The organism is Halosimplex halobium (assembly GCF_051414055.1).
GTDB lineage: Archaea > Halobacteriota > Halobacteria > Halobacteriales > Haloarculaceae > Halosimplex > Halosimplex halobium.
Map to the genome: position 1 here is coordinate 73,114 of NZ_JBLKNX010000011.1, position 23,348 is coordinate 96,461.

At 64.0% G+C, this 23,348-nt stretch carries 19 protein-coding genes and 2 pseudogenes; 6 read left to right on the forward strand and 15 right to left on the reverse strand.

Annotated elements, in window-relative coordinates; translation table 11 throughout:
* Positions 1-168: 168 nt before the first annotated feature.
* The 4 genes from ACMGFG_RS12560 to ACMGFG_RS12575 form a co-directional block, all read right to left on the reverse strand.
* Positions 169-987, reverse strand: coding sequence for an ABC transporter permease (locus ACMGFG_RS12560; RefSeq protein ID WP_436930669.1), 819 nt, complete (start codon positions 985-987; stop codon positions 169-171).
* On the reverse strand, positions 984-1,712 hold the full coding sequence (locus ACMGFG_RS12565) for an ABC transporter permease subunit (protein WP_436930670.1): 729 nt from the start codon (positions 1,710-1,712) through the stop codon (positions 984-986). The genes ACMGFG_RS12560 and ACMGFG_RS12565 overlap by 4 nt, the downstream gene beginning before the upstream one ends.
* A gap of 77 nt (positions 1,713-1,789) precedes the next feature.
* Positions 1,790-2,701 (reverse strand): ABC transporter ATP-binding protein, encoded by a 912-nt coding sequence (locus ACMGFG_RS12570; RefSeq protein WP_436930671.1) that lies wholly within the window; start codon positions 2,699-2,701, stop codon positions 1,790-1,792.
* 294 nt (positions 2,702-2,995) lie between these two features.
* Entirely contained in the window at positions 2,996-4,159 is a 1,164-nt protein-coding gene (locus ACMGFG_RS12575; RefSeq protein WP_436930672.1) for a DUF4367 domain-containing protein, read from the reverse strand.
* Between the two features lie 224 nt (positions 4,160-4,383).
* Between ACMGFG_RS12575 and ACMGFG_RS12580 the strand changes: the two genes are divergently transcribed.
* Positions 4,384-4,866 carry a hypothetical protein gene (locus ACMGFG_RS12580; RefSeq protein WP_436930673.1) on the forward strand — a complete coding sequence of 161 codons (483 nt, stop codon included), beginning with the start codon at positions 4,384-4,386 and terminating at the stop codon, positions 4,864-4,866.
* A 381-nt stretch (positions 4,867-5,247) separates the two neighbouring features.
* Here ACMGFG_RS12580 and ACMGFG_RS12585 read toward each other — a convergent pair.
* A protein-coding gene (locus tag ACMGFG_RS12585) for an IS630 family transposase (RefSeq protein WP_436930674.1) occupies positions 5,248-6,248 on the reverse strand; the annotation gives its coding sequence in 2 pieces (ribosomal slippage) (positions 5,248-5,756 and positions 5,756-6,248; 1,002 coding nt in all).
* Positions 6,249-6,497: 249 nt separating this feature from the next.
* Between ACMGFG_RS12585 and ACMGFG_RS12590 the strand changes: the two are divergent.
* Positions 6,498-7,771: pseudogene (locus tag ACMGFG_RS12590) on the forward strand (RNA-guided endonuclease InsQ/TnpB family protein); the annotation flags it as partial.
* A gap of 80 nt (positions 7,772-7,851) precedes the next feature.
* Here ACMGFG_RS12590 and ACMGFG_RS12595 read toward each other — a convergent pair.
* On the reverse strand, positions 7,852-8,472 hold the full coding sequence (locus tag ACMGFG_RS12595) for a hypothetical protein (protein ID WP_436930773.1): 621 nt from the start codon (positions 8,470-8,472) through the stop codon (positions 7,852-7,854).
* Between the two features lie 263 nt (positions 8,473-8,735).
* Here ACMGFG_RS12595 and ACMGFG_RS12600 point away from each other — a divergent pair, with 263 nt between their 5' ends.
* From ACMGFG_RS12600 to ACMGFG_RS12610, 3 genes are read left to right on the forward strand one after another with little or no spacing between them, the layout of a single operon-like run.
* Positions 8,736-9,083 carry a hypothetical protein gene (locus ACMGFG_RS12600; RefSeq protein ID WP_436930675.1) on the forward strand — a complete coding sequence of 116 codons (348 nt, stop codon included), beginning with the start codon at positions 8,736-8,738 and terminating at the stop codon, positions 9,081-9,083.
* Positions 9,076-9,882 carry a hypothetical protein gene (locus tag ACMGFG_RS12605; protein WP_436930676.1) on the forward strand — a complete coding sequence of 269 codons (807 nt, stop codon included), beginning with the start codon at positions 9,076-9,078 and terminating at the stop codon, positions 9,880-9,882. The genes ACMGFG_RS12600 and ACMGFG_RS12605 overlap by 8 nt, the downstream gene beginning before the upstream one ends.
* Positions 9,875-10,489, forward strand: coding sequence for a hypothetical protein (locus tag ACMGFG_RS12610; RefSeq protein ID WP_436930677.1), 615 nt, complete (start codon positions 9,875-9,877; stop codon positions 10,487-10,489). Before ACMGFG_RS12605 ends, ACMGFG_RS12610 begins: the two co-directional genes overlap by 8 nt.
* Positions 10,490-11,236: 747 nt before the next feature.
* Here ACMGFG_RS12610 and ACMGFG_RS12615 read toward each other — a convergent pair.
* A complete protein-coding gene (locus ACMGFG_RS12615) occupies positions 11,237-11,449 on the reverse strand; it encodes a hypothetical protein (protein ID WP_436930678.1) in 213 nt (70 codons plus the stop codon).
* A 220-nt stretch (positions 11,450-11,669) separates the two neighbouring features.
* A pseudogene (locus tag ACMGFG_RS12620) lies at positions 11,670-12,265 on the reverse strand (transposase); the annotation flags it as partial.
* Positions 12,266-12,639: 374 nt separating this feature from the next.
* On the opposite strand from ACMGFG_RS12620, the gene thsB reads away from it, so the two are divergent.
* A complete protein-coding gene (gene thsB, locus ACMGFG_RS12625) occupies positions 12,640-14,292 on the forward strand; it encodes a thermosome subunit beta (RefSeq protein ID WP_436930679.1) in 1,653 nt (550 codons plus the stop codon).
* Between the two features lie 222 nt (positions 14,293-14,514).
* Here thsB and ACMGFG_RS12630 read toward each other — a convergent pair whose 3' ends face one another.
* The 7 genes from ACMGFG_RS12630 to ACMGFG_RS12660 form a co-directional block, all read right to left on the reverse strand.
* Entirely contained in the window at positions 14,515-15,534 is a 1,020-nt protein-coding gene (locus tag ACMGFG_RS12630) for an asparaginase (RefSeq protein WP_436930680.1), read from the reverse strand.
* Between the two features lie 229 nt (positions 15,535-15,763).
* On the reverse strand, positions 15,764-17,110 hold the full coding sequence (locus tag ACMGFG_RS12635) for an MATE family efflux transporter (protein WP_436930681.1): 1,347 nt from the start codon (positions 17,108-17,110) through the stop codon (positions 15,764-15,766).
* 36 nt (positions 17,111-17,146) lie between these two features.
* A complete protein-coding gene (locus ACMGFG_RS12640) occupies positions 17,147-18,460 on the reverse strand; it encodes an ABC transporter ATP-binding protein (protein WP_436930682.1) in 1,314 nt (437 codons plus the stop codon).
* Positions 18,453-19,682 (reverse strand): ABC transporter ATP-binding protein, encoded by a 1,230-nt coding sequence (locus tag ACMGFG_RS12645; RefSeq protein WP_436930683.1) that lies wholly within the window; start codon positions 19,680-19,682, stop codon positions 18,453-18,455. The genes ACMGFG_RS12640 and ACMGFG_RS12645 overlap by 8 nt, the downstream gene beginning before the upstream one ends.
* The gene (locus tag ACMGFG_RS12650; RefSeq protein WP_436930684.1) at positions 19,682-20,686 is read right to left on the reverse strand and encodes an ABC transporter permease; all 1,005 of its coding nucleotides are present in this window, start codon (positions 20,684-20,686) and stop codon (positions 19,682-19,684) included. The genes ACMGFG_RS12645 and ACMGFG_RS12650 overlap by 1 nt, the downstream gene beginning before the upstream one ends.
* Entirely contained in the window at positions 20,686-21,675 is a 990-nt protein-coding gene (locus tag ACMGFG_RS12655) for an ABC transporter permease (RefSeq protein WP_436930685.1), read from the reverse strand. Before ACMGFG_RS12655 ends, ACMGFG_RS12650 begins: the two co-directional genes overlap by 1 nt.
* Before the next feature lie 7 nt (positions 21,676-21,682).
* On the reverse strand, positions 21,683-23,314 hold the full coding sequence (locus ACMGFG_RS12660) for an ABC transporter substrate-binding protein (protein WP_436930686.1): 1,632 nt from the start codon (positions 23,312-23,314) through the stop codon (positions 21,683-21,685).
* Between the last annotated feature and the right edge of the window lie 34 nt (positions 23,315-23,348).

Sequence of the window (23,348 nt, forward strand, 5' to 3'; positions counted from 1 at the left end):
TCTCTGACTCCACGACACTGGGTTTCGACAACCCATCCTGCCGTCGAAGTCGGCTTGCGACAGAGAGTATCAACTTCTCTCTAACCTCAAGGGACGAGGTACCCGTCTCGACAGTCAACAAGCACTCGGTGAGTGACTGACACCGGTGGGACGCCGGACCGAAGGATTCTACAGGTCTGACGACTCGAATCGGCGAAAGCCCACCATCAGCGGCACCACAAACCAGACGATGAGGACGACGATCCCCATCCACCAATCGACGTAGACAGGGGCACCGTCGGCGACGTACCGTGTTGCGAGGTCAACGTCGAACCCGGCTCGGAGGAGGCGGTCGTAGGCCTCGTTCGGTCCGACAAGTCGGAATAGCAGCGCCCAGTTGGGCATGTTCGAGAGGACCGAGGTGTCGAACCGGTGTAGGATCACCAGGGTCAGCGAGTGTAACCCGCCCCAGAGCGTCACCAAGGCGAAGTAGCCGCCGAAGGCGCCCAGCGTGATCCACCGGTTGACGGTCGTCGCCATCGAGAGGCCGACGGCGAGGCCGACGAACGCCAGGCCGTACAACGCCGTCGCGACCAGGAACCAGGGAAAGAGGACGGCCCCGTCGGTCCCGTACCGGACGGCACCGACGACGCCCGCGACGGTGAGCGCGACGAGCGTCGGGCCAAGGAGGACCGTCGACCGCCCCACGAGTTTCCCGACGAGGAAATCCCGGCGCGAGTGGGGAAAGGAGAGCGTGAGAAAGAGGGTCCCGCTGGTGCGCTCGTGGACGACGGATTTGTACCCGACGAGCAGTGCGAGCAGGGGCAGGGTCACAGCGACCATGCCAGCCAACCCGCCAATGAAGGCCGAGAACGTGCCCTCGCCCAGATACGAGTGAGCGAGCGCGTACCCGACGGACAGGACAGTCAGGAGGGCAAAGAGGACCCAGAGACCACGTGACCGACTGGCGTCGTTGATGTCCTTGTACGCGATATCGCGCCAGGTCACGAGAGATCACTCCCGTCGAAACGCAGGAAGGCCAGTCCGAGCGGCCCGACGGCCCAGCAAGCGAACAGGACCAGCGCGACCCACTCGTTGAGGTACCACGATCCCTCGACGCCGGCACCCGGCGTGACGAACCCGTCTACGACGCGACCGAAGACGCGACCCGGTTCGAGACCGACGAGGAACCGGATCGGTCCGGGTAACCCACCGTCGGCGAGGCCGGCCGCCGCGAGACCGAGTGCAAGTGCGTCGGCGATCGCGTCCCAGACGACGACGAACAGAAAGACCAGTCCGAACCCGGAGATGAGCGCGCGCCGCCGCGTCGCCGACACGAGCGAGACGGCGGTTCCCAATCCGGTCCAGACAACGCCGAACGTGACCGTCAGTGCCAGGAACTCGACGAACGGGAGGAGGGCGAGCTCGCCCAGCGGGTAGACGACCAGGGCACCGGCGCCGACCGTCGCGGCGACGAGTGCCCCGACCACGACTGCGGTCCGACTCAGGAACGTCCCGAGAACAACATCCCGGCGGCTCTGCGGGAGCGACAGCGAGAGACGGATCGACCCCGACTCGCGCTGGCCCGCGATGGCGTTGTAGGTCACGAGCATCCCGACGAACGGCACGAGCGTCGTGAGCCACCCGTGGACGAACCCCGGAAAGTGTGCCGTCGTGACCGGACCACTCGTGAGCAGCGGGTAGATGTACCCCGCGAGGAGGACGACTGACACCAGTAATCCAGCCAGAAGCTTGACCGACCGCGCTCCCACAGTGAGCGGGAAGTCTTGTCTGGCGACGACTCGCCACGTCATCGTCCCGAACCAGTGTACTCGATGAACATGTCTTCGAGCGAGGCCTCTTCGGTTCGGAAATTGACTACTTCGACGCCCGCGTCGTTGAGTTCGACGAGAATGTCCATCTTCGCATCATTCGTACAGGTGACCTCGATCGTCGAATCGTCGTCGCTCACCGCCGTCTCGACGCCCGCGACGGACCTGATACTCTCCAAGGTCCCGTTGTGGAGGCCGTCGACGGTGATGACCAATTTCGTCCCGCCGCCCATCGAGGCGCGCAGTCCTTCGATGGTGTCGACGGCCACGAGTTCGCCGTCCTGCAGGATGCCAACGCGGTCGCAGACCGCCTCGACCTGTTCGAGGATGTGCGACGAAAAGAAAATCGTCGCCCCGCGCTCGTTTTCCTCGCGGAGGATCTGGCGCATCTCCGCGGCACCGTTCGGGTCCAGGCCCGTCGAGGGTTCGTCGAGGATAAGAAGGTCCGGTTCGCCCACCAGGGCCATCCCGAGGACGAGGCGCTGTGCCATCCCCTTGGAGTAGTCACTGGCTTTCCGGTCGGCGTCCTCGCGGATGCCCACCCTGTCCAGTACCTCGATAGGGTCGGCCTCGACACCTTTCGAGCGGATGGCGTACTCGACGTGCTGTCGGCCGGTGAGTCGCTCGAAGACCGAGTAGCCCTCCGGGAGGACGCCGACACGGTCGCGAGCGGCGACCCCCTCGCGCTGGCAGTCGTGGCCGAATATCTCGACCGATCCCTCGGTCGGTGTCACGAAATCGAGCAAAACGTTGATGAACGTCGACTTCCCCGCGCCGTTCGGACCGAGAAAGCCGAACGTCTCGCCCTCCTCGACGGTGAGATCGACCCTGTCGAGGGCTATCTCCGTGCCGTACTGTTTCGAGACAGCCGTCGCATCGATCGCTGGCATACCACCACCGACGCCTCACAGCGTCATAACCCACCAGCGAGACTCTCCGATCAAGAAGCACGAGGGACACAGTTATAAGTTAGCAATTCTCGGTGCCGTATCGGTTCGAGGCTGTCAGAGCGACCTCGGTAGCTCCTTCGCCGTTCTGCTGGCCTCTCGGTAAAGCAGGCAATGACTCGAAAGCGGTGAGTCGTCGACGCCGCTCCTATCGATAGCGACACGCATGAGTCAGGAAAACTGGGCCCAAGAGTGGTATCTGGAGGCGGCAGTGAGGCCCGACTCGATCGACGCAGCCTATTCGCAGGTGAGCGAGTCGGCGATGCCGACGGTCTCGTCTTTCGAGCGGTCGCCGGACACGCGGTATGTGGTGTCCTCACAGGGAACGACGACGACCGATGTCGTGTTTCCAGCGTACTCGTACTCGGTGTAGTACCCGGTGTGGTTACCGACATCTATCGTCTCGTATCTGTCGCTCTCGCTGAAGTTGTACTCCATCGGTGTGTGTTTCACGACGGTGAGACTCTCGTCGTCGTCGGTCGCGTAGTGGAGCGTGATCGAGTGGGAGTCGTCGTCCGCAATCACGTACCCTTCCTCAAAGGTGTACGCGTCGGGGACATCGGGGGAGGGCACCGACCGGTTCGTGTCTTCCCGGAGCGACGACAGGGACTCGTACTCCGTCACGTTCGGGAGCGATGGCTCCGGCTCGGTGGCGTTGTCGGGGACGTCTATCGTGAACCGGTCGTCGGCGATCGATGCGTTCAGACTGACGTTCCGGAGGCGGGTGGTCTGCTCGAAGTCCGTCTCGCCGTCGTCGAGTTCGCTCGTCGCCACAGTCGGGAAGTACGTGTCCGTGTCCAGCCAGACGGTCACGTTGACGGAACCGAGAGAGGCGCTCGTGTTCGTCGGCGTCACCATCAGCCGATAGGCTTCCTCGCCATCGACGCGGTCTCGTCCCTCGTAGGTAATCTCGTTCTCGGTGACGAGGCTGTCGACCGGTGTCGCGTGGGCCATGTCGGCTGACACGTTGAACCGGTTGACCTGGTTGTTCTTCACGTCGTAGGACACTGTCCCGCTCTCGTTGCGAACGGTGATTACGTGCGTCCGATTGGTCTCCCATTCGGTACGGACGCGGTCGTTCTCGTAGTCGACCCACATTCGCCGCTCGCTCGTTATCGTCGTGTTGCCGTTTAGCGTCGTGTTCGTCTCGTAGGTCATCACGAGCGAGTCGAGCGACTCGATACGCTCTTCGAACCGGTCGACGACCTCGTCACCGGTGGGAGTCGACGAGTCATTCGTTTCGTCCGGGTCATCGGACGGCGCGTGTGCGAGTTGTGTAGACGGTACGTTGTCGGAGGGTTGCTGGGCGGCGACTACTCCACCGATACCGATACCGGAGAGGGCGACCAGCGAACCGAGCGTGACTGCCACGAGGGCACCACGCAAGTTGTCAGGGACCATTGCACTCCGGTGTTCGACCGGTGGCGTCTTGTACCGGACATCGCCGTCGCCGTCATTGAGACGCGCGAAAAGATATTTAACGACAGGTTGTACTGTCGGGTGTTCCGGCCGACGGAGGAAGGGTGTGGAACCCAACGAGTCGACCACCGACGTATCGACGAACGAGCCGCGGTCACTCGCGAGGTGACGGCGGACGCCTCGATATCGACGACGGATCCGGGTGGGTGACGGAAGTTGAGAATGATATCGCTCTCGACGTGGAAGACGGCAGTGTCGAGGTCGGCCCGGTCGACGGGCGTCTTGACCTAACCGTCGACGACGGGAGCCTGGAGATAACTGAACCGGCGATAATCGAGTATATAAGCGTATATGGCGGCGATCTCGACCTGGCAATCGGGGACGTCGATGGCGACATCACGGTGCAGTACGACGACGGTGACGTCACTGCACAGATAGCCTCGACGACCGACGCGGCCGTCGTCACCCTGGTCGTGAGTGCGGGCGGCGGCAACGCTGCGACGGATATCGACACTTCGCCGAACAAGGTGGACTTCCTGCCGTGGGATGTCTTGGACTGGATGGGCGCGCTTCCGGAGCCGTTCTCTCCGAGCGAGTACTGGCTGTACGAGAACGTCGTCTTCTTCAACGGGAACTTCGTCCGTTACGGGACCTATCCACTGCGGAGATCCTCATCCAGGGGTCCGTGACGGACGACCGAACGCTGTCGTGCGGTCGTACCGGTACATCGCGACAATAATCACTATAAGACGTATGCATTGAGACGACCGGTCTCAACTACTGTGCGGGACCGATAGAGTTGAGACTGTCCACAAGACTTCCGGCGCGATTTATCTGATTATCCGTATACGGTGAGGACGCTACTCACCAAGTTCTGGAACTGCTTTGCTGTGATTCGAGGTTTAACTCGATAGCCGTGCTCGTTGAAGTCTACACGTTGTGTTCCCCTCGCTCGATTTTCCGTGAGACCCGCTTGTCCGTCGACGCGTAGCTTTGATCTGGGCGTCGATAGTCTGACTGAGTCGGTTGAAGATCGTAGCTGAATCAAGATCTTTCAGCTATAGTATTCGTCAGGAGTAATTACTCACTTTTGGGAGCGACAGTTGGTCGAGAGCGGTATCGATCGCGGTGGTCAGTTGCTCAAGCGAGTCGAAGAACCGGTTGCTGAGAGCATCTTGGAGTTGTCGCCAGCACTCTTCGACAGGATTGAGTTCCGGCGAATACGCAGGCAACGTGACGAAGGCGAGGTCGTCACGGGCCGCCAGGTCCGTGACGGCCGACGCCTGAAAGTACGGCGCTCCGTCTAGCACGACGATCAAGTCTTCTTTGAATTCTTCGCATAACGCGAGAATGAAATGTTTCGCGTGATCGGCAGTAACGTACTCGGTGAACCGTGAGAAAAAGCAGTCACCATCTTCGGTGATCGCGCCGAGTAGACACGTCCAGTCGCGTTGGCCGGACAGTTCGACGCTCGGCCGCGTGCCGCGCGGAAACCACGCGGCACGCGGCTCGACCTGCACAGATTTCTTGGTTTGGTCGATACAGACTACTGTGGCGTCCATTTCCCGCCGCTTTTTTTGATCTCGTCGTGGAACTCCTCTTGGTCAGATTCGTCGGCTTCGGCGGCTGTTCGACGTGGTTTTTGATAACTGAGTCCAGCTTCTTTGAGCAACCGCCGACAACTCGGGATCGAGTATTCGACGCCGTACGTTTCTTCGAGGTATTCTTGAGCGAGCGCCGGCGTCCACGCCGGCGCGTCGATCCCGACTGCTTCAGGAGACTCGTTGACGGTTTGTTCGAATTCTTCTTGCTGTGTTTCTGAGAGCTTTCGTTTTCTTCCGGATCGATGAGCATCAGAGACGGCTTGCTCAAGCGACTCGTCGGTGTCGAGTCGCTTGAGCCAGCTATAGATCGTCCGTCGTTGAACGTCGTACCACTCGGCTAGTTCAGTCTGCGAAACACCGTTTTTGTACGCAATTGCCGCTAAGAGCCGTTGTGTCGGTTTCTTTCCATCCACGTTGTCGAGGGTGTCTTGCAGTTCCTTGACGGAGATCTCGTCGAGATGATCCATTAGTAGCTGTAACGCACTCTGAGTAAAAAATTCTACCGGATACTATAGTTGACGGCTGGGGTGGTGTTATACACCGGATGTCTCTCCGGTGCTGAGTAGCCGATCGGACCTAAGATTGAAATATTGAGACAGGACCAACCAGGCCCGGAGTGATGACCCAGATTCACGGGCACGGTTGTGTTTTTCGCGCCGACGAAGGGCGCCGGCGCTCCCATCAGAGGATCCGGTAACCGGAAGTGAGTCGCAACAATGAAACGGACAAATACGTTCGAAGCAGTGCCACAGACAGAATCGGATCGAGAGCTACTGCGACGATTCCTCGATGCATCCGCCGCGTGTTGGAACGAAGTCAACTACGAACGTCGACAACGGTTCTTCGAAGATGAGGATGTCTGGGCAGTCGAAGGCATCTACGACGAGTACGTCGGCGTCCTCGGCGGTGCAACGGCCCAAGCGATGATCAAGCAAAACGAAAGTGCGTGGCAGTCGTTCTTCGGACTACTAGACGAACCGTCTGAAGATCCATCCCCGCCTGGGTACTGGGGCAACGAGGAAGACGGTCGGGCACTTCAGACGTACGTCCGAAACGACGCGTACGATATCCAATGGGGAAAGCGATCACGACTCGATATCCGGGTCGGACAAGACCTGAAAGAAGAGTTCGGGATGGGCTACTACGAGCGGCTTCGACTCGGAGTTCGCGGGAAGCCCCACTGGGAAGGAAAACCAGGTCGGATCACAATCGAGTACGACGATATCGAGGACACGTTCCGAGTCTACCAGTCGGTTACAGTGTCATCGGATTCACCACCCAGTTCGATTGGTGATGGCATCGCAGCACTCGATCTTGGGGTCAATACACTCGTGGCTTGTACGACGACAACCGGGCGCCGATATCTCTACTACGGCCGAGACCTCTTCGAGCGGTTCAGTGAAACGACCGAAGAGATCGCTCGTCTCAGGAGCAAGCTAAAAGACGACCAAAGTTGCAGTCGCCGAATCCGACGCCTGTACAGAACGCGATCCCAGCGTCGTGATCATGCTGTCGACGCCTGCATTCGCGACCTTGTCGAACGGCTCGTGAACCAGGGAATTCAAACGGTAGTTGTCGGTGACCTCCCAGCGGAGTTTCCAGCAACAGGGAATCCTCGCACCAACGAGATGGTCCATAACTTCTGGAATTACGGTCACTTCACCGACCAACTGCGGAACGTCTGTGAGGAGTATGGGATCGCGGTCGAATCATGCTCGGAAGCCGGGACCTCGCAGTGCTGTCCAGCCTGCGGAAACACGGACACGACTTGTCGTCACAGATCAACGCTGACCTGTCCGTGTGGGTTCGATGGCCATGCCGATCTCGCCGCATCTCGGAACTTGCTGACTCGATGGAGCGACAACCGACCGATAGTCAGGCCGATGGCACGGCCCGTGCGGTTCCAGTGGGACAATCACGAGTGGCGTTCGACCACAGACGCCTCGCAAACCCCAACGAATTGCGCACAGACCCGCAAGATGCCGCTGTAGTGGTGGCCACTACCAGCGGATGCTCGCCGTACGGCGAGTGGATGTCAATTCGTCATTCACGGGTCCTTTTTGAACAGAACTACGATACTGAAGAACCTATTGTGGCCGGCACCTCGAACCCGTGGAACTCGACGGTGTGGTGGTCCAGCCGCTCGCTCGTGAACCGGTCGAGGTACGCGGGCTCGGCCGGCAGGTCGGTCTCGGCGGGCGCGAACCGCTCGGTGTGGACGACGACGCCGTCGCCGGTCACGTCGGCCACGTCGATCCGGTCGTCGAGCGCGTACGGCGTCAGCCGGCCGAGACACCCCAGTTCGGCCAGTGCGTGGTACTCGATCCGCCGACGGACGCCGGGTGCGGCGTCGACCAGTCGGTCGATGACCCGGCGGTGTTTCGGGTCGAACCCGTCGGCCATCCGCTCGGCCGCGCCCTCGCGGGTGCGCGGTCGTTCCAGACTCGCGTCGCCGAAGTAGTCGAGGACGCGGTCGAGCTGGCCGCGCCCGTCGTCCGTGAGCCCGGGCTCGCGCACCTCGTAGTCGAACCCCGTCGTGGTCTCGCGGATCGTGACGACGACCCCCGGCGAGACTTCGGTCTGGGACCGCACGTCCGGCGCGTACCACGCCTCGGGGTCGTCGGGCGGCAGCGGCGGCGGGACCGCGCCGCCGTCCCCCCGGTCGACGAGTTCGAGTCGGTCGTTCGACATCTACGAGGGTTTGGCCGCGTGATGGGTTTTAAAATCTTGCACCCACGTGGTGTTCGTGTTTCGCCACGCGTGAGATGTGGGGCGAATAGATTCCGCGATACCCGTCTCCGGGATCACTGCGTCGGGGACAGAGAGACTGGACCGGCGTGGCCGCCGTGGAACGCGATCAGACCCCCGAGCGGGCGACAGTGTCGCTGGACGCTATCACACACCGCTCCCCGCACCCCAAATCTTTTTCAGTGGTAACCGGTCTTGAAACGGTCATGTGTTGGCCGCCAATCGGCCTGTGTCGGGCACTCGCCATTCCCTTTCTCTGGACGCTCGTCGTGGTGATGTCGGCAGTATTGTATCGCGCAGCGGAGGACGGTGAGCAGCGGTCGGAGGCAAGAGCGACCGCGCTCATCGGTGGGGCCGGGATCCCAGTACTAACGGTGCTCTCGCTCGCGGATCTGTTTCCCGGTCCGTTCGAACCGCTGGTGCTCGGGCTGTTCGACGGGCTGGGCTACGTCGGGTTGTTCTTCCTCGGTCCGATGGCGCTGTCGGGGCTGCTCGTCGGACTGGGCATCATCACCGCCGCGATCTCACGGGAGTTGATCGCCGAGTATGCGTGACCCGTTGATCGTTCCCGTCGACTGGGTGGTCGACTACGAGCCGGCCTGGCTCGGCCCGGCGGTCATGCTGGCCGGCGCCGTCCTCCTGGCGGTGGCGTACGTGCGTCACAGCGAGGGCGATACGGTCACGCTGGGTGCCGTCGTCTTCCTGGCGTCGCTCGCGGCGCTCCCGTGGGCGTTCCAGAACCGTCAGCTGGTCGTGGCCGTGCTGTCGCTGACCGGGAGCTGGTTCCAGGGGGTCGGCTCGGTCAGGGCCTACCTGAAGATCAGACACTACGCCGGGCGGGCAGTCGCCGCACTCCGGCGGCTCCCGGCCAGAGTAGCGGCGTTCGTTCGGTCCGGGCCGACGGGTGGTACCGGTGGTGGCGCTTCGGTCCCCGGCGTGGAGACGGTGGGATGGTGGCTCCTCTTCCAGCTGCTTGGGTTGCTGGCAGTGCTCACGAGCGTCTGGGTCGGCTTCGGGCTCGCGACCGTCGGTCCGCTCACGATCCCCTCGCTGACGACCGACGTCGTCATCACGTGGACGCTCCTGACCGCGTTCGGCGGCGTGCTCGGCCTCGGGTGGCGGTTCTGGAGCGTCCGCGGGTCGTTCCCGGGAGCGGCACTGCTGGGAGTCATCTGTCTCGCGGTCGGCGCCGAGCTCTGGAACGTCCGCGCGGTGGAGACGGAACTGCTGCTGTTTTTCGCGACGAAGGCGGTGTACGTCCTCGGCTTCCTCGGTGCGGTCGCGGTGCTCGTCCTCTCGTCGACGGCGGACGAGGGCGGAACGGAGACGCACGGAGGTGTCTCCGGTGACTGACCCGCTGGTCGGCCGCTCGGTCCGGGAGACGTTCCTCGACCGTCTCCGGATCTTCGTCCGGGCGTTCGAACGGGGACTGGCACAGGACCGCTCGTCGATCGACGGGGTGGTCCGGCTGCTGACCCGACCGACCCAGTTTCCGGAAGCGACGGCCGATCCCGGCCTGTGGATCTACGGTCTCCAGTACCGCCCTGTCGCCCTCGGGCTGCTGTTCACGTGTTGCGCGCTCGCGGCGGCGACGACGCTCGCCGCGTGTCAGCAACTACGTGCGCTTCGCCGACAGGGGGCCGTCGACGACCTGGCACCCATGGAGTGGATGCGCGTGACGAGTGCGCTGTTCCAGGACGGCGCACAACTCAGACGCGGAAACCGCCTGCTCGGGGGCGCGACCGCGCTCGGCGCCGGCGCCGTCGTGCTCGGGCTCGGACAATACTACTTCTTGCTGGCCGACCCCGGGATCCGCCACGCACTCCGGGCGTTCGTTGCCGACCTCTTCATCGCGCTCCTGCTGGTCGTCCCGCTCACGCTGCTGGTCCTGCCGTTCGTCGGCGCGCCGGTGGCGTACCTCTACGTCCTCTCGCAGGCGTGGGGTATGCTGACCGACTGACTCTCGCGGCGCTCACCCCGTGAACCCACGGGCCGGTTCGACGGCGACGACGGTCACCGACCCGAAGTCCGTGGCCGGTCGACGGGACGACACCACGCGGTCGGGACGCGTGAACGACTGGCCACCCCACGGGTTCGAAGCGGTCTCCCCCGCGATCCGTCGCCGGATGCGCGTTCGCGAGTTCCACTACGAACCGGCTGGCTGGTGTACTCCGCATCCACTTGACACCCTCCTCCGCGTAACCGCGGAGGAATCCCGAGCGGTGGGAGTTTCAGGTTTGCAGTCCAGTCACCGGACTCCAAGCCCTTTCGGGCACGGGTAGTCCCACGGTATCGGACTGGTGGACTGCTGGCGGTGCCAAGCCGCCGTTACCCCTCTCCTCGACCGTGTACGGCGTCCCGGTGTTGTTTTTGCCACGGGGACGCCGGCAAGCGTCACCGGACTTGGGGGTATCGTCTGGTTTGCTTTGAGCAGTCGGCACATGGGCACACCCTTCGAGGATGTGACGTTCACCGCCCGCTCTTTCGGATATTGCCTCGTTACGTGGGTGGACAGACCACCTCCGAAGGACGGTTCGGAATCCGCTCCGTTCCGACCGATTCCTCCTCCTCAGTAGGGCGTCCTATCACTTAAACGTCACTATGGGAAACTCGGGGACGGCGTTTGAACGGTGGACTGTGAGCACAAGTGACGGCGCGTATCCACGGCGTGAACGCCGTGGTATTGCGCCTGTTCAGCGTATAAATCTCAGTCGATATAACCGAGATCACGGAGAGTGCTCATGATTTCCTCGTCATCGATAGTATCATGAACGGCTTCATCCAGGCTATCCTGACGCTGTTGAAGTACCTGAACCAGTTGCCGAGCACTTCTGAGTTTGTATCGTACATCTGGATCATCAACATCGTCAAAGGCGCCTTCCAGCAGTTCGTCTATAGTGCCGAGCGTAGTTTCGGCCATAATTGAATATCGAACAACCGTATACTAAGTTTTGCTGTATACACTCTCTGTACCGATTGTTCGTGGATGGCCACAGCAGGGCGTGCGAACGTTTCTATGATACGCTGACGACAGCATCGACTGCTCCTGCTTCGGAGTTCCCTCTCACTGGTGTGATGACCGTTCTACGACACCCTGTCTCGTGAGTATTTGGGCCTTGTTTAGACGCTTGATTTCACGGTTATGAGTGGCTGACGACTAGTTCGATGTTTCTGACAGCACATTTCAGGACGGGCTCGCGGAACTGACCGAATCAGGTTCGAGTGCGAACGATCTCGCCGTATTTGCGCCGCAGCGCTAAAAATGTGGATTCGGCGTTCGAGCGTTGATGGTAGATCGTATCATCTTGCAAGAAATTGTTAGCGATGCCGTGCCAGCCGAATTCGCGGTGCTTGATAACCGGTTTGAAGACTTCTAAGCCCAGTCATTGCCGAAGTAACCACCAATCGTAGCCTTTGTCGGCGGTAAGAATGTTCAGTTTGTCTAGGTTGCGTTTGACAATCTGCCAGCCGATCTTGGAATTGTGCGGTTGTTTCATCGAGCAATGTATGTCGAGTATCTACTATTTTTGCAGTCGCTTAGAAGTGTCGTTTTCACCGCCACAAACGTGTAGTTCGTCCGTTTTGCGCAGTGTTGGCTGGCAGCGATCCGATCCATGCCGGTTGCGTCGATCGCTTGCACGTCGCCGAGGTCGTGCAACTCCGCCGACAACCGCAGCAAGACGCGCCAGATCCGCATTTCAAGACCCTGCTTGCGCGTACACACGGTCGTGAAATCATCGTTTGCGAGTGGTTTTAGCCATATCACGCTTGAGATATCCCAATCGTGGCTCGAAGCCTTCGCCGTCTACCACAATTCACGCCAAACTTAACGCGATGGCGAGCGAGGCGCACCAGGGTAGAGGACGACCCGGACGAGTTCCGGCCGGGAACTGTGCTCGACAGCGTTCGTCGTTCGAAGCGTCCTGGCTGGTTCAGCCCGGGCGTGTGCGTGGTGAGATTAGTGCAGACGCAGACAGTCCGACTCCGTCCTGCCCGGCTTGCGCCAGTCAGCGCGTATTAAGACACGGATCAGCGTTATACTGTCCCCGATCCCTCCCATACGTCTGTACACAGTCATAATATGGGTGGATAGTCAGGGCACAGTCACTGATGAGTCAGCAGCGAATGCAGGGTCAGCCTATGATCATTCTGGGCGAGGACACCCAGCGCATGAAAGACAAGGACGCGCAGAGCCACAACATCTCGGCGGCGCGGGCGGTCGCCGAGTCGGTCCAGTCGACGCTCGGGCCGAAGGGGATGGACAAGATGCTCGTCGACGACCTCGGCGACGTAACCGTCACGAACGACGGCGTGACCATCCTCACGGAAATGGACATCGACAACCCGACCGCGGAGATGATCGTCGAGGTCGCCGAGGCCCAGGAGGACGAGGCCGGCGACGGCACGACGACGGCAGTTGCCATCGCGGGCGAACTCCTGAAGAACGCCGAGGACCTGCTCGAGCAGGACATCCACCCCACCTCGATCATCCGCGGGTTCAACATGGCCAGCAGCAAGGCCAAAGAGGAGATCGGCGAGATCGCCACCGAGGTCGACCCGAGCGACGAGGAGATCCTCAAGTCGGTCGCCGAGACCTCCATGACCGGCAAGGGCGCCGAGCTCAACAAGGACGTGCTCGTCGACCTGGTCGTCGAGGCCATCCAGGCGGTCACCGTCGAGGCCGACGACGGCAGCCACGTCCCGGACCTGCAGTTCCTCAACATCCAGACCCAGACGGGCCGCGCGGTCTCCGAGTCGGCGCTCGTCCGCGCCGGCGTCGTCGACCAGGAGCCCGTCCACCCGGAGATGCCCAGCGAGGTCGAGGACGCGAAGATACTGCTGCTCGACAGGGACATCAAGATGACCGAGGCGGACACCGACGCGCAGCTCGTGCTCGACGACCCGGAGCGGCTGCAGGAGGTCGTCGCGAGGGAAGACGAGCAACTCGAAGCGCTCGTCGACGCGATCGCCGACTCCGGTGCGAACGTGATCTTCTGTCAGAACGGCATCGACGAACTGGCACACCGCTACCTGGCTGAGAAAGGTATCCTCGCCGTCCGCCGCGTCAAGAAGTCGGAGATCGAACACCTCGCCGAGATCCTGGAGACCAGACTCGTGGGTGATTTCGATTCGATCTCCGCCGACGACATCACCGAGGGCAAGGTCACCCGCGACGAGGACGACGAGCTGTTCTACGTCGAGGGCAGCGGCCACGGTGCGACGCTGCTGCTGCGCGGCTCGACCGACCACGTCGTCGACGAGCTCGAACGGGGCGTCAACGACGCGCTCGACGTCGTCGCCTCCACCGTCGCCGACGGGCGCGTCCTCGCGGGCGGCGGCGCCACCGAGGTCGAACTCGCCGGCCGCGTCCGCGACTACGCCGACTCCGTCGAGGGCCGCGAGCAGCTGGCCGTCGAGGCCTTTGCCGACTCGCTGGAGCTCGTCCCGCGCGTGCTCGCCGAGAACGCCGGCCTCGACTCCATCGACACGCTGGTCGACCTGCGCGCCGCCCACGAGGACGGCGACGAACACGCCGGCCTCGACGTCCACGAGGGCGAGGTCGTCGACACCTTCGAGACCGGCATCGTCGAGCCGGCCCACGCCAAGGAGCAGGCCGTCTCCTCGGCCTCCGAGGCCGCGAACCTCGTCATGAAGATCGACGACATCATCGCCGCCGGCGACCTCTCGACCGAGGGCGACGAGGACGAGGGCGGCCCCGGCGGCCCCGGCGGCGGCATGGGCGGCATGGGCGGTATGATGTAACGGTACCGCGGTGTGTGGTGGTAGAAGGGCTAAGTGACGGAGACTCGAAGGGGTCGAGGGACGCCGCTGGACGAGCGCTGAGTTCCCGATGACGAGCGTTCGAACCGACGGACTGGGAGTGTGTTCGGTCGCTCGCGGCGAGCACGCCTCCGCCGTCGGTCCCACTCCGGGAGGGCCGCGGTGCCCACCGCAGTAGTCGACCGCCCGGAGTGGCGACCCCGCTCAGTACGTCTCGAAGAACTCCGTGAGCGTCTCGGGGTCGGACGTCTGGGTCAGCCCCAGCGCGAGGAGGACCCGGGCCTTCTGCGGCCGGAGGGTGTCCCCGCCGATGGCGTACTCGCTGTCGAACCGGTCCATGTCCGGTTCGATCTTCCCGTAACTGCCGCGGGTGCACATGACGACGGGGACCTCGTTTTCGGCGGCGCGCTCCAGCGCCTCCGACTGGGACGGCAAGCCGTCCGGACTCGCGCCGCCGCCGGTGAGGAACCCGGCGACGACGATTCCCGCGGCGTCGTCGGCGATCGCGTCGACGATCGTGTTGTCCTCGGCCAGCGCGGCGTAGACGACGTGGATGTCCGTCAGCGGGAACTCCTCCAGCGGCGTCTCGTCGATGTCGAAGACGGTGTCGGTGCCGGTCTTCCGGTCGACCGAGCGGTAGAACGTGACCGGCTGTCCCGGGCTGGCGAGCCCGACCTTGCCGAAGTTCGAGGACTCCCACGCGTCGGGCCGATTGCTCGCCAGCTTCGAGACGTCGCGGGCGTGGTGGACCTCGTCGTTGGTGACGAGGAGGGTGCCTCGACCGGCGGCGTCAGGCGAGGCCGCCGTGCGGACGGCGTCGAAGAGGTTCTTGAACCCCTCCGAGCCGGTCTTGTTGATGCCGCGCTGGGCGGCCGTCACGACAACCGGGATGTCCGTCTCGAGCGCCAGGTTCAGAAAGTACGCCGTCTCCTCCGAAGTGTTCGAGCCGTGGGTGACGACGAACCCGTCGGGGGGGTCTTCGCTCTCGGCCTTCGACATGATCTCTTCGTAGGTCTCGTACCAGACCTCCGGCGTCAGCGACGAACTCCCGAGCCGGGAGATCCCCGTCGAGGTCACGTCCGCGACCGTCTCGAGTTTCGGCATCTCGTCGATCAGGTCGTCGGCGGTGAGGAACCCGTCGGGACTGTCGTAATCCCCGGTAACGTTGGCGATCGTCCCGCCGGTCGCAACGATGTGGACGTGGGGCTTGTCGGAGGCGCTCACGGGTTGCACACCCGTCCCCGATCGGCATCTGTCGAATGTCCAGAAACGGTCCGAAACGTTCGTTCTTTCATGGATAGGATCCGAATTAACGTGGAACGAACTACAATATAAACCCCTAGTGGGATAGAATTAAAACATCCGGTGGACGGTAAAGGAGATTTGAACACCGGGTAGATATGGGGGATTCGATCACTGGGTAGATGTGGTTCGGTCAGGTGTCGGAAGCAGGTCAATCCCCGGACGCGGGGTCACGAGCGTCCATCATCCGGTCGGCACGGTCGAGCCAGCCGTCGCGTTCGAACCAGAGTCCGACCAGCGCCGTGCGCCAGACGTTGTAGGTGACGATGGCGACGGCCACAGCTGTGATCCCGTAGCCGAGGACGATACCGCCAACGTATGGGATTCCGAGCATGCAGACCGCCAGCCCCGTCAGGTTCGCCAGGAACGGGATCCGGGTCTCGCTCCCGCCTTCGAGTGCGCCGGCGAGGACCCGGTAGACCATCCCGAACGGTACCGAGAGCCCCCAGGCCCGGATCAGGAAGGCGGCGCTGGAGACCGTCTCGGGTTCGTCGGAGAAGACCCTCGCGAGCGGGGTGGCACCGACGTACAGGACGAGTCCGAAGGCCAGAGCGACGAGCAGTCCCAGCAGCACGGTGGCGCGACCGAGAAAGGTCGCTTTTCCCGGGTCGCGCTCACCGACGGCCTGGCCGACGACGATGCTCGTGACGACACTGAAACTCCGCGCGACCGGCGCCGAGACCTGCTGGAACACTCGCCGGCTGACGTGATAGCCCGCGTTCACGTTGACGCCGAAAGTCAGGAGGATCGCGTTGAGCGGGAAGTCCGCGGCCGTCCGCGTGAACCCTTGTACTGCCCTCGGTGCGGCGATGATGACCACCTGAATCGCGACCCGAACGTCGTTGGGACGGACGAACGAGATCTCGGTCCGGTCACTGACGACCACTCCGACGGCGATCGACGCGGCCAGCACGTTCGCCGACGCGGTCGCGAGTCCGACTCCGAAGACGCCCAGTCGCGGGAGCGAGCCGACACCGAGGCCGAGTCCGACGGTTCCCGCGATGTTCAGCACGTTCGTGACCCCGCGGATGTACATCGGCGTGAGCGTGTCACCGGTTCCCTGCAACGCGCGTGCCACGACGAGAGTCACCTGTCGCGCGGGCGCAGTCAGCAAGACGACGGACAGGTACAGCCCGCCCGTCCGTATCACCTCGGTCGGCGGACCAACGAGCGCCATCGCCGCCTCGGCGAAATAGAGGCCGAACAGCGCGAACGGGAGCCCGAGCGCGAGCGCCATCGTACACGCGGTCGAGATGGCCCTGTCTCTGGTCACGACCGAGCCGCGTCCGGTGTCCTGACTCGTGAGCGCCATCGAACCGCTTCCGAGGCCGATCCCGAGAAACAGGGGGAACTGCGTGAAGAGGTTCGCGATGCCGATCGCCGAGATAGCCGCCGGCGAGATGAGACCGGTGACGAGGATGTCGGTGGTCCGCATCCCGGTCCTGAGAAACGACTGGGCGGCGATGGGCCAGGAGAGCGAGACGACTCGCTTCCACACCGACGTGATGCGTCCGAACGGAAGCGAGCGCACGACCTAGTCGCCCTCGACTGTCAGTTGGGGGCCGTCCTCCTCGCTCAGGCGGAGACAGGACGCCTGCCGGTTGGCCCCGACGGCGACCGAGCTCGGCGGCTCGGTCTCGCAGACGCTCGTGAAGTCGGCCTGCAGCAGGTTGCGCGCCCGGTCGGGCTCCCCGTCCGCGACGAACCCGAGCGCGGTCTCGACCGCGTCCTCGGCGTGGGGGTCGCTCAGGGGCCTGGGGATGTCGTACAGGTCCCGCAGCAGCGACGAGACCGCCTCCCGGTCGTCGGGGTCGACGCCCTGCGTCTCGGCGAGGTCCCGGAGCGGCTCCGCCGCCAGTTCGCCCTCGTTCACCGCGAGTTTCAGGTCGAGCACCGCCCGGAACTCCGCGGCGTCGATCCCGGACTCCTCCGGCGGAATGACCTCCGTACACCGGGTGTGGAACCGACAGCCCGACGGCGGATTTCTGGGCGAGGGTACGTCGGTCTCCAGCGTGTCGACATCGCGGTCGGCCTCCTCGACGGTGACGCGCGGGACACTGTCCAACAGCGCGCGGGTGTACGGGTGCGCGGGGTCCTCAAACAGCGCCGTCGTCGGTCCGGTCTCGACGATCTCCCCGAGATACATGACCGCGATCCGGTCGCAGAGGTGGCGGACGACCGAGAGGTCGTGGCTGATGAACAGGTAGGTTAGCCCGAACTCCTCCTGGATGTCCGAGAGGAGGTTCAGTATCTGCGCCTGGACGCTCACGTCGAGTGCGCTCGTCGGCTCGTCGAGCACCACGAACTCCGGGTCGAGCGCGAGCGCCCGGGCGATGCCGACCCGCTGCTGTTGCCCGCCGGAGAACTCGTGGGGATACCGGTCGAACTGGTCGGCCGAGAGCCCGACGCGTTCGAGCAGTTCCTCGACGCGCTCGTTCCGCTCCTGTTTGGTCTGGGTCTGGTGGGCGTCCAGCGGCTCCCGGATGGTCTCGCCGATAGTCATCCGGGGATCGAGGCTCGACGACGGGTCCTGGAAGACGATCTGGACCCGCCGGGTGAACGCTTTCCGCTCGTCTCTGTCCATGTCGTGGACGTCCTCGTTGTCGAACCGGACCTGGCCGTCGGTCGGTTCGTGGATCCCCAGTAACGTCTCCGCAGTCGTCGACTTTCCGCACCCGGATTCACCGACGAGTCCGAGCGTCTCGCCCCGCCTGATGCCGAACGAGATGTCGTCGACCGCCTTGACCTCGTCGGCCTCGTTACCGAGGACGCGGTCGATCAGCCCGTCGCCGTCGACGAAGTACTTCGAGAGGCTGTCGACGCGGACCAGCGTCTCTCCGTCAGTCATCGGCCTGTTCCTCCAGTTGCGCGGCGTCGGTCTCGGCCCCGTCGGCCGCGGCCCTGTCGCGGTTCGGACCTCCCGGAGGGCCGTCCCCGCCGACCAGGATACACTGCGCCCGGTGACCGGGCTCGTCGGGGACTGACCGCTCCTCGGGCTTGCGTTCGACACACTGCGGTTCCCGCTTCGGGCAGCGGTCGGCGAAGTAACACTCGTCCCCGAGTTTCGCGTCGTTCAGGTCCGGGACGTTCCCCTCGATCGGTTCGAGCGAGCGCCGGTCGCTCGCGTCCGTGTCGATGCGCGGGATGCTGTTGAGCAGTCCCTGGGTGTAGGGGTTCGCCGGTCGCTGGAGGATGTCCTCGCGGCGACCCCGCTCGACGATCTCGCCGGCGTACATCACGCCGATCCGCGTCGCCAGCCTGGCGATCACGCCGAGGTTGTGCGTGATGAGCAGGATGCTCATGCCAGTCTCGTCCTGGATGTCGGAGAGGAGTTCGAGCAACTGGGCCTGGATCGTGACGTCAAGTGCCGTCGTCGGCTCGTCGGCGATGAGCACGTCCGGCTCGACCGCCAGCGCCTGCGCGACCATCGCACGCTGGAGCATCCCGCCGCTGAACTCGTGTGGGTACTCCTCGGCGCGGCGCGCCGGGTCGGGGATGTCGACCTGCGCCAGCAGCTCCACGGCCCGGTTCCTGCTCTCCTCGCTGACGTACCCGCTGCGGGGGTCGACTGCGTCGGTGAGGAACGACAGCATCCCGTAGTCACTCGTCTTCGAGCGGGTCGAGCGCGGGTTGGCGCTCGCGCGCCGCTGGCTCTCGACGGCCTCGGCGATCTGCTCGCCGACCGTCAGCGACGGGTTGAAACTGGTCAGCGGGTCCTGGAATACCATACTGAACGCGGTCCCGCGGAGCCGGTCGCGCTCGCCCTGTGGGACCGTCCGCAGGTCGACGAACTCCCCGTCGACCGCCACGTCGCCGCTGTCGGCGAACGCGGACGCGAGGTCCTCGCTCCGGTACCAGACCTCGCCGTCGACGATGCGGCCGGGCGGCGACTCGATGAGGTCGATGACCGAGCGCCCGGTGACGCTCTTGCCGGACCCGGACTCGCCGACGATGCCGAACACCTCGCCGGCAGCGAGGTCAAACGAGACGTCTTCGACGGCGTTGATCTGTCCCTCGGCGGTGAAGTATCGGGTCGTCAGCCCGCGGACCCGGAGCACGTCGTCGCTCATCAGGCACCCCCCTGGTCGATTCCCGGGTCGAGCGCGTCGCGGAGCCAGTCGCCCATGAGGTTGATCCCGACGACGGCGATGACGATCATCAGGCCCGGGACGATGGCGATCCACCACGACGACGCCAGGTACTGCCGACCGAGCGCGATGTCGAAGCCCCACGAGAGGGTCGTCCCGGAGAACCCGAGGAACGACAGCGAGCTCTCGATGATGATGATGGTCGCGATCTGGATCGTCGCGAGCACGATGATGGCCGTCGCGCTGTTGGGCAGGATGTGTTTGCGGATGGTCCGGTAGTTGGACTGCCCGGTGGTGCGGGCCGCCCGGACGTAGTCCTCGTTGGCGACCGAGATCGCCTCACCGCGGGCGACCCTGGCGATCCACACCCACCCGGTCGACGCGATGGCGAGGGTGATCGTCGCCGGGAGCGTCGAGGTCGGCGGCATCCCCTCGGCGAAGCCGAGCGCGACGATGGGGTCGGGGATCTCTATCGCAACGTTGCCGAAGACGCCGATGAGCGACAGCGTCACGATGAGCGACGGGAACGCGAGGACGACGTCGACCACCCGCATCAGGCTGTCGTCGACGCGGCCGCCGTAGTATCCCGCGGTCAGGCCGACGGCCGACCCGACGAACACCGATATCAGCATGACCGAGATCCCGACCATCAGCGAGGTCCGAGCGCCGTAGATGGCCCGCGACAGCAGGTCGCGACCGAGCCCGTCGGTACCCAGGGGGTGTTTCCAGGTCCCCTGGATCTTCTCGTCGACGGTGACCATCTCGCCGTCGCGCAGCGTCGAGGTCTCCTCGGTGGTCGTCACGCCAACGGGCGGAAGCTGGGCCCTGCTCGTGTCCTGTGCGGACGGGTTGTAGGGCGCGATCAGCGGCGCGAACAGCGCCATCACCAGGATGAGCGCCACGATGACGAGGCCGACCTTCGCGAGCAGACTCGACCGCAGTTCCCGGCGGAGATTCGAGAGGCTCCGTGGCGATAACAGCGCCATCAGCTCACCCCCACCCGCGGGTCGAGTTGCGCGTAGACCACGTCGACACCGATGTTGACGATGACGTACGCGATGCCGACGACGATCAGGACGCCCTGGATGATGGGCCAGTCGGCAGTGTTGACCGCCCTGATGAACAGCGAGCCGATCCCCGGCCAGGCGAACACGCTCTCGATGACGACCGACCCGCCGATCAGGCGACCGAGCTGGAGGCCGACGACCGTGACGACCGGCGCGAGGCTGTTCCGTAGCGCGTGCTTGTAGCGGTTGAGCACGTCCGGGAGGCCCTTGGCCTGGTTAGTCTTGACGTACGGCTTCCCGAGCTCCTCGATCATCCCGCTGCGAGTCAGGCGGGTCATCAGTGCCATGAGATACGTCCCCAGCGCTACCGTCGGCAGGATCATGTGGATCGCCCAGCTCAGCAGTGGGTCGACGTTGAGCGCCAGCAGCGACCCGACGGCCGAGAGGAACCCGACCGGTCGGCCGCTCGTCGGCAGGACGTTGTACTGGACCGACAGCAGCAACACGAGCATGATCCCGAGCCAGAAGTTGGGCGTCGAGACGCCGACCAGCGACGACAGGTTCGCGACGTAGTCGGGCAGCTCGTTTCGACGGGTCGAGCTCATCACGCCGAGCGGGATCGACAGCACGAGCGCGAACAGGATCCCGAACACGGCCAGCTCCATGGTCGCGGCCATCCGGACCCAGATCTGCGGCGCGACGGGCGTACTCGTGATGTAGGAGTACCCCAGGTCGCCCTGAGCGACGCCGATGACGTAGTTCACGTACTGCTGATATATCGGGGCGTTCAGCCCGAGTTCGTTGGCGATCGCCTCGACCCGTTCGACCGGTGCGTCGGGCGAAGCAGCGAGTCTCGCCGGATTCGTGGGGGAGAGCGCCCGGAGGGCGAACACGGCGGTGATCACCCCCCACACGACGAACACGCCTTGTCCCAGCCGTTTGGCCAGGAATCGAGTCACGTTTGCCATCTCTGTCTCACTTCGCTTCGATGAAGTTGGCGTTCAGCAGTTCGTCGGACCGCGGCGTCCACTCGTAGTCGGCGGTGTTCTGCCCGTAGATACTGGACTGGCCGTGCATGAACACCCACGGACACTCCTCGTGACACCACTGGTTGATCTCCTGGAGGAGGCGCTCGCGCTCCTCGCGGTCGCCCTCGCTGTCCGCCTGGTCGATGAGGTCGATGAGCTCGGGGTCCGGGAAGGTACCGATGGCGTCGCCGGTGAGCGTCGACCGGATCGTCGCGCTCGCGTCGAAGGTCGGCTGGCCGTACCCCCAGATGGCGAAGTCCATCTGCTGGTCGCCCGTGGCGCCGAGACGGCTCGTGAACGAGGCCGAATCCATCAGGTTGGGTTCGACGGTGACGTTGGGGAGCTGGTCCATCTGGCCGGTCCAGGCGGTCATCCACTCCTCGCCCTTGAGGTACCGTCCGAGGCGACAGGGCGGGTTCAGTTCCACGCCCGCGAACCCGCTCTCGTCGATGAGCTGCTCGGCCATGTCGGGGTCGTAGGGGTACGGGTCGATGTCCGGGTCGTAGCCGAACATCATCTCGAGCGTCGGCTGGCCCGTCGGGGTCCCGAACCCGGCGAGTACGTCGTCGATGACGGCCTCCACATCGATCGCGTAGTTCAGCGCCTTCCGGAACTTCTTGCTCGTGAAGGGCTCGACGCCCCGACGCATGAACGCGTAACAGATGCGCGTACTGGGGACGTTCTTGATCGCCGTCCCCTCGTTCTCCTCGACCCGCGGGACGTCCTGCGGCGGGATGTTGACCGTCAGGTCGGTCTCGTCGGCGAGCAGCGAGTTCACGCGCGTCGCCGCCTCGCCGGACCAGTCGAACACCGCCCGGTCGATGTCCGGCGCTTCGCCCCAGTAGTTGTCGTTGCGGCTGAACGTCGCCTGGACGCCCGACTCGTACTCCTCCAGGACGAACGGACCAGTGCCGACCATGTTCTGGGCGACGTACTCGCGTTCGTGGGACTGCACCCACTCCTTGTTCATGATAGCGGCGCCGAGGAATGCCGAGAAGCCCGGAATGATCAGCGGGTTGATCGAATCCGAGAGGATGTCGACGGTCAGGTCGTCGACCGCTTCCGCACCGGTGACCCCGGGGATGTACGACTTGCGCGTCGAAGCGTAGCCCACGTCGTCGTCGACGATCCGGTTGACGCTGAACACGACGTCCTCGGCGGTGAACTTGTCGCCGTTGTGCCACTCGACGCCCTCGCGGAGGTGGAACCGGAACCTGCCCGGTTCCTCCCGGCCCCAGTCGGTCGCCAGCGCGGGGATGAGCTCGCCCTCGTCGTTGCGGAAGATCAGGTTCTCGATGCTGTGGTAGATGACGTGCGAGTCCGGGATCCCGCCGGTGTCGTGTGGGTCCAGCGTCGTGTTCGGCTGGCTCGTCATCACGTTGAGCACCGTCTCGCCGTCCTCGCTCGTCACCTCGGTGCCGGGCGTGTCGGCGCCGCCACCGTCGCCGCCAGCCCCGTCGTCCGTCGACGGACCGGCTCCGCCTCCGCCGCTACAACCCGCGATCAGCCCTGCCGTGACAGCGGCACCGCCCTTGAGTACCGACCGCCGGTCGTAGCTGCTGTCTCCGTCACTGCTCATTATCGTTCACCTCGAACCCGAATCGGTCACTTTT

Bases quoted from the DNA above. Each gene is read 5' to 3' on its own strand.
- ACMGFG_RS12660 (WP_436930686.1), bottom strand. From the start codon at position 23,314: ATGAGCAGTGACGGAGACAGCAGCTACGACCGGCGGTCGGTACTCAAG.
- ACMGFG_RS12595 (WP_436930773.1), bottom strand. From the start codon at position 8,472: ATGTCGAACGACCGACTCGAACTCGTCGACCGGGGGGACGGCGGCGCG.
- ACMGFG_RS12650 (WP_436930684.1), bottom strand. From the start codon at position 20,686: ATGGCGCTGTTATCGCCACGGAGCCTCTCGAATCTCCGCCGGGAACTG.
- ACMGFG_RS12615 (WP_436930678.1), bottom strand. From the start codon at position 11,449: ATGGCCGAAACTACGCTCGGCACTATAGACGAACTGCTGGAAGGCGCC.
- ACMGFG_RS12575 (WP_436930672.1), bottom strand. From the start codon at position 4,159: ATGGTCCCTGACAACTTGCGTGGTGCCCTCGTGGCAGTCACGCTCGGT.
- ACMGFG_RS12655 (WP_436930685.1), bottom strand. From the start codon at position 21,675: ATGGCAAACGTGACTCGATTCCTGGCCAAACGGCTGGGACAAGGCGTG.
- thsB (WP_436930679.1), top strand. From the start codon at position 12,640: ATGAGTCAGCAGCGAATGCAGGGTCAGCCTATGATCATTCTGGGCGAG.
- ACMGFG_RS12605 (WP_436930676.1), top strand. From the start codon at position 9,076: ATGCGTGACCCGTTGATCGTTCCCGTCGACTGGGTGGTCGACTACGAG.
- ACMGFG_RS12570 (WP_436930671.1), bottom strand. From the start codon at position 2,701: ATGCCAGCGATCGATGCGACGGCTGTCTCGAAACAGTACGGCACGGAG.
- ACMGFG_RS12600 (WP_436930675.1), top strand. From the start codon at position 8,736: ATGTGTTGGCCGCCAATCGGCCTGTGTCGGGCACTCGCCATTCCCTTT.
- ACMGFG_RS12645 (WP_436930683.1), bottom strand. From the start codon at position 19,682: ATGAGCGACGACGTGCTCCGGGTCCGCGGGCTGACGACCCGATACTTC.
- ACMGFG_RS12640 (WP_436930682.1), bottom strand. From the start codon at position 18,460: ATGACTGACGGAGAGACGCTGGTCCGCGTCGACAGCCTCTCGAAGTAC.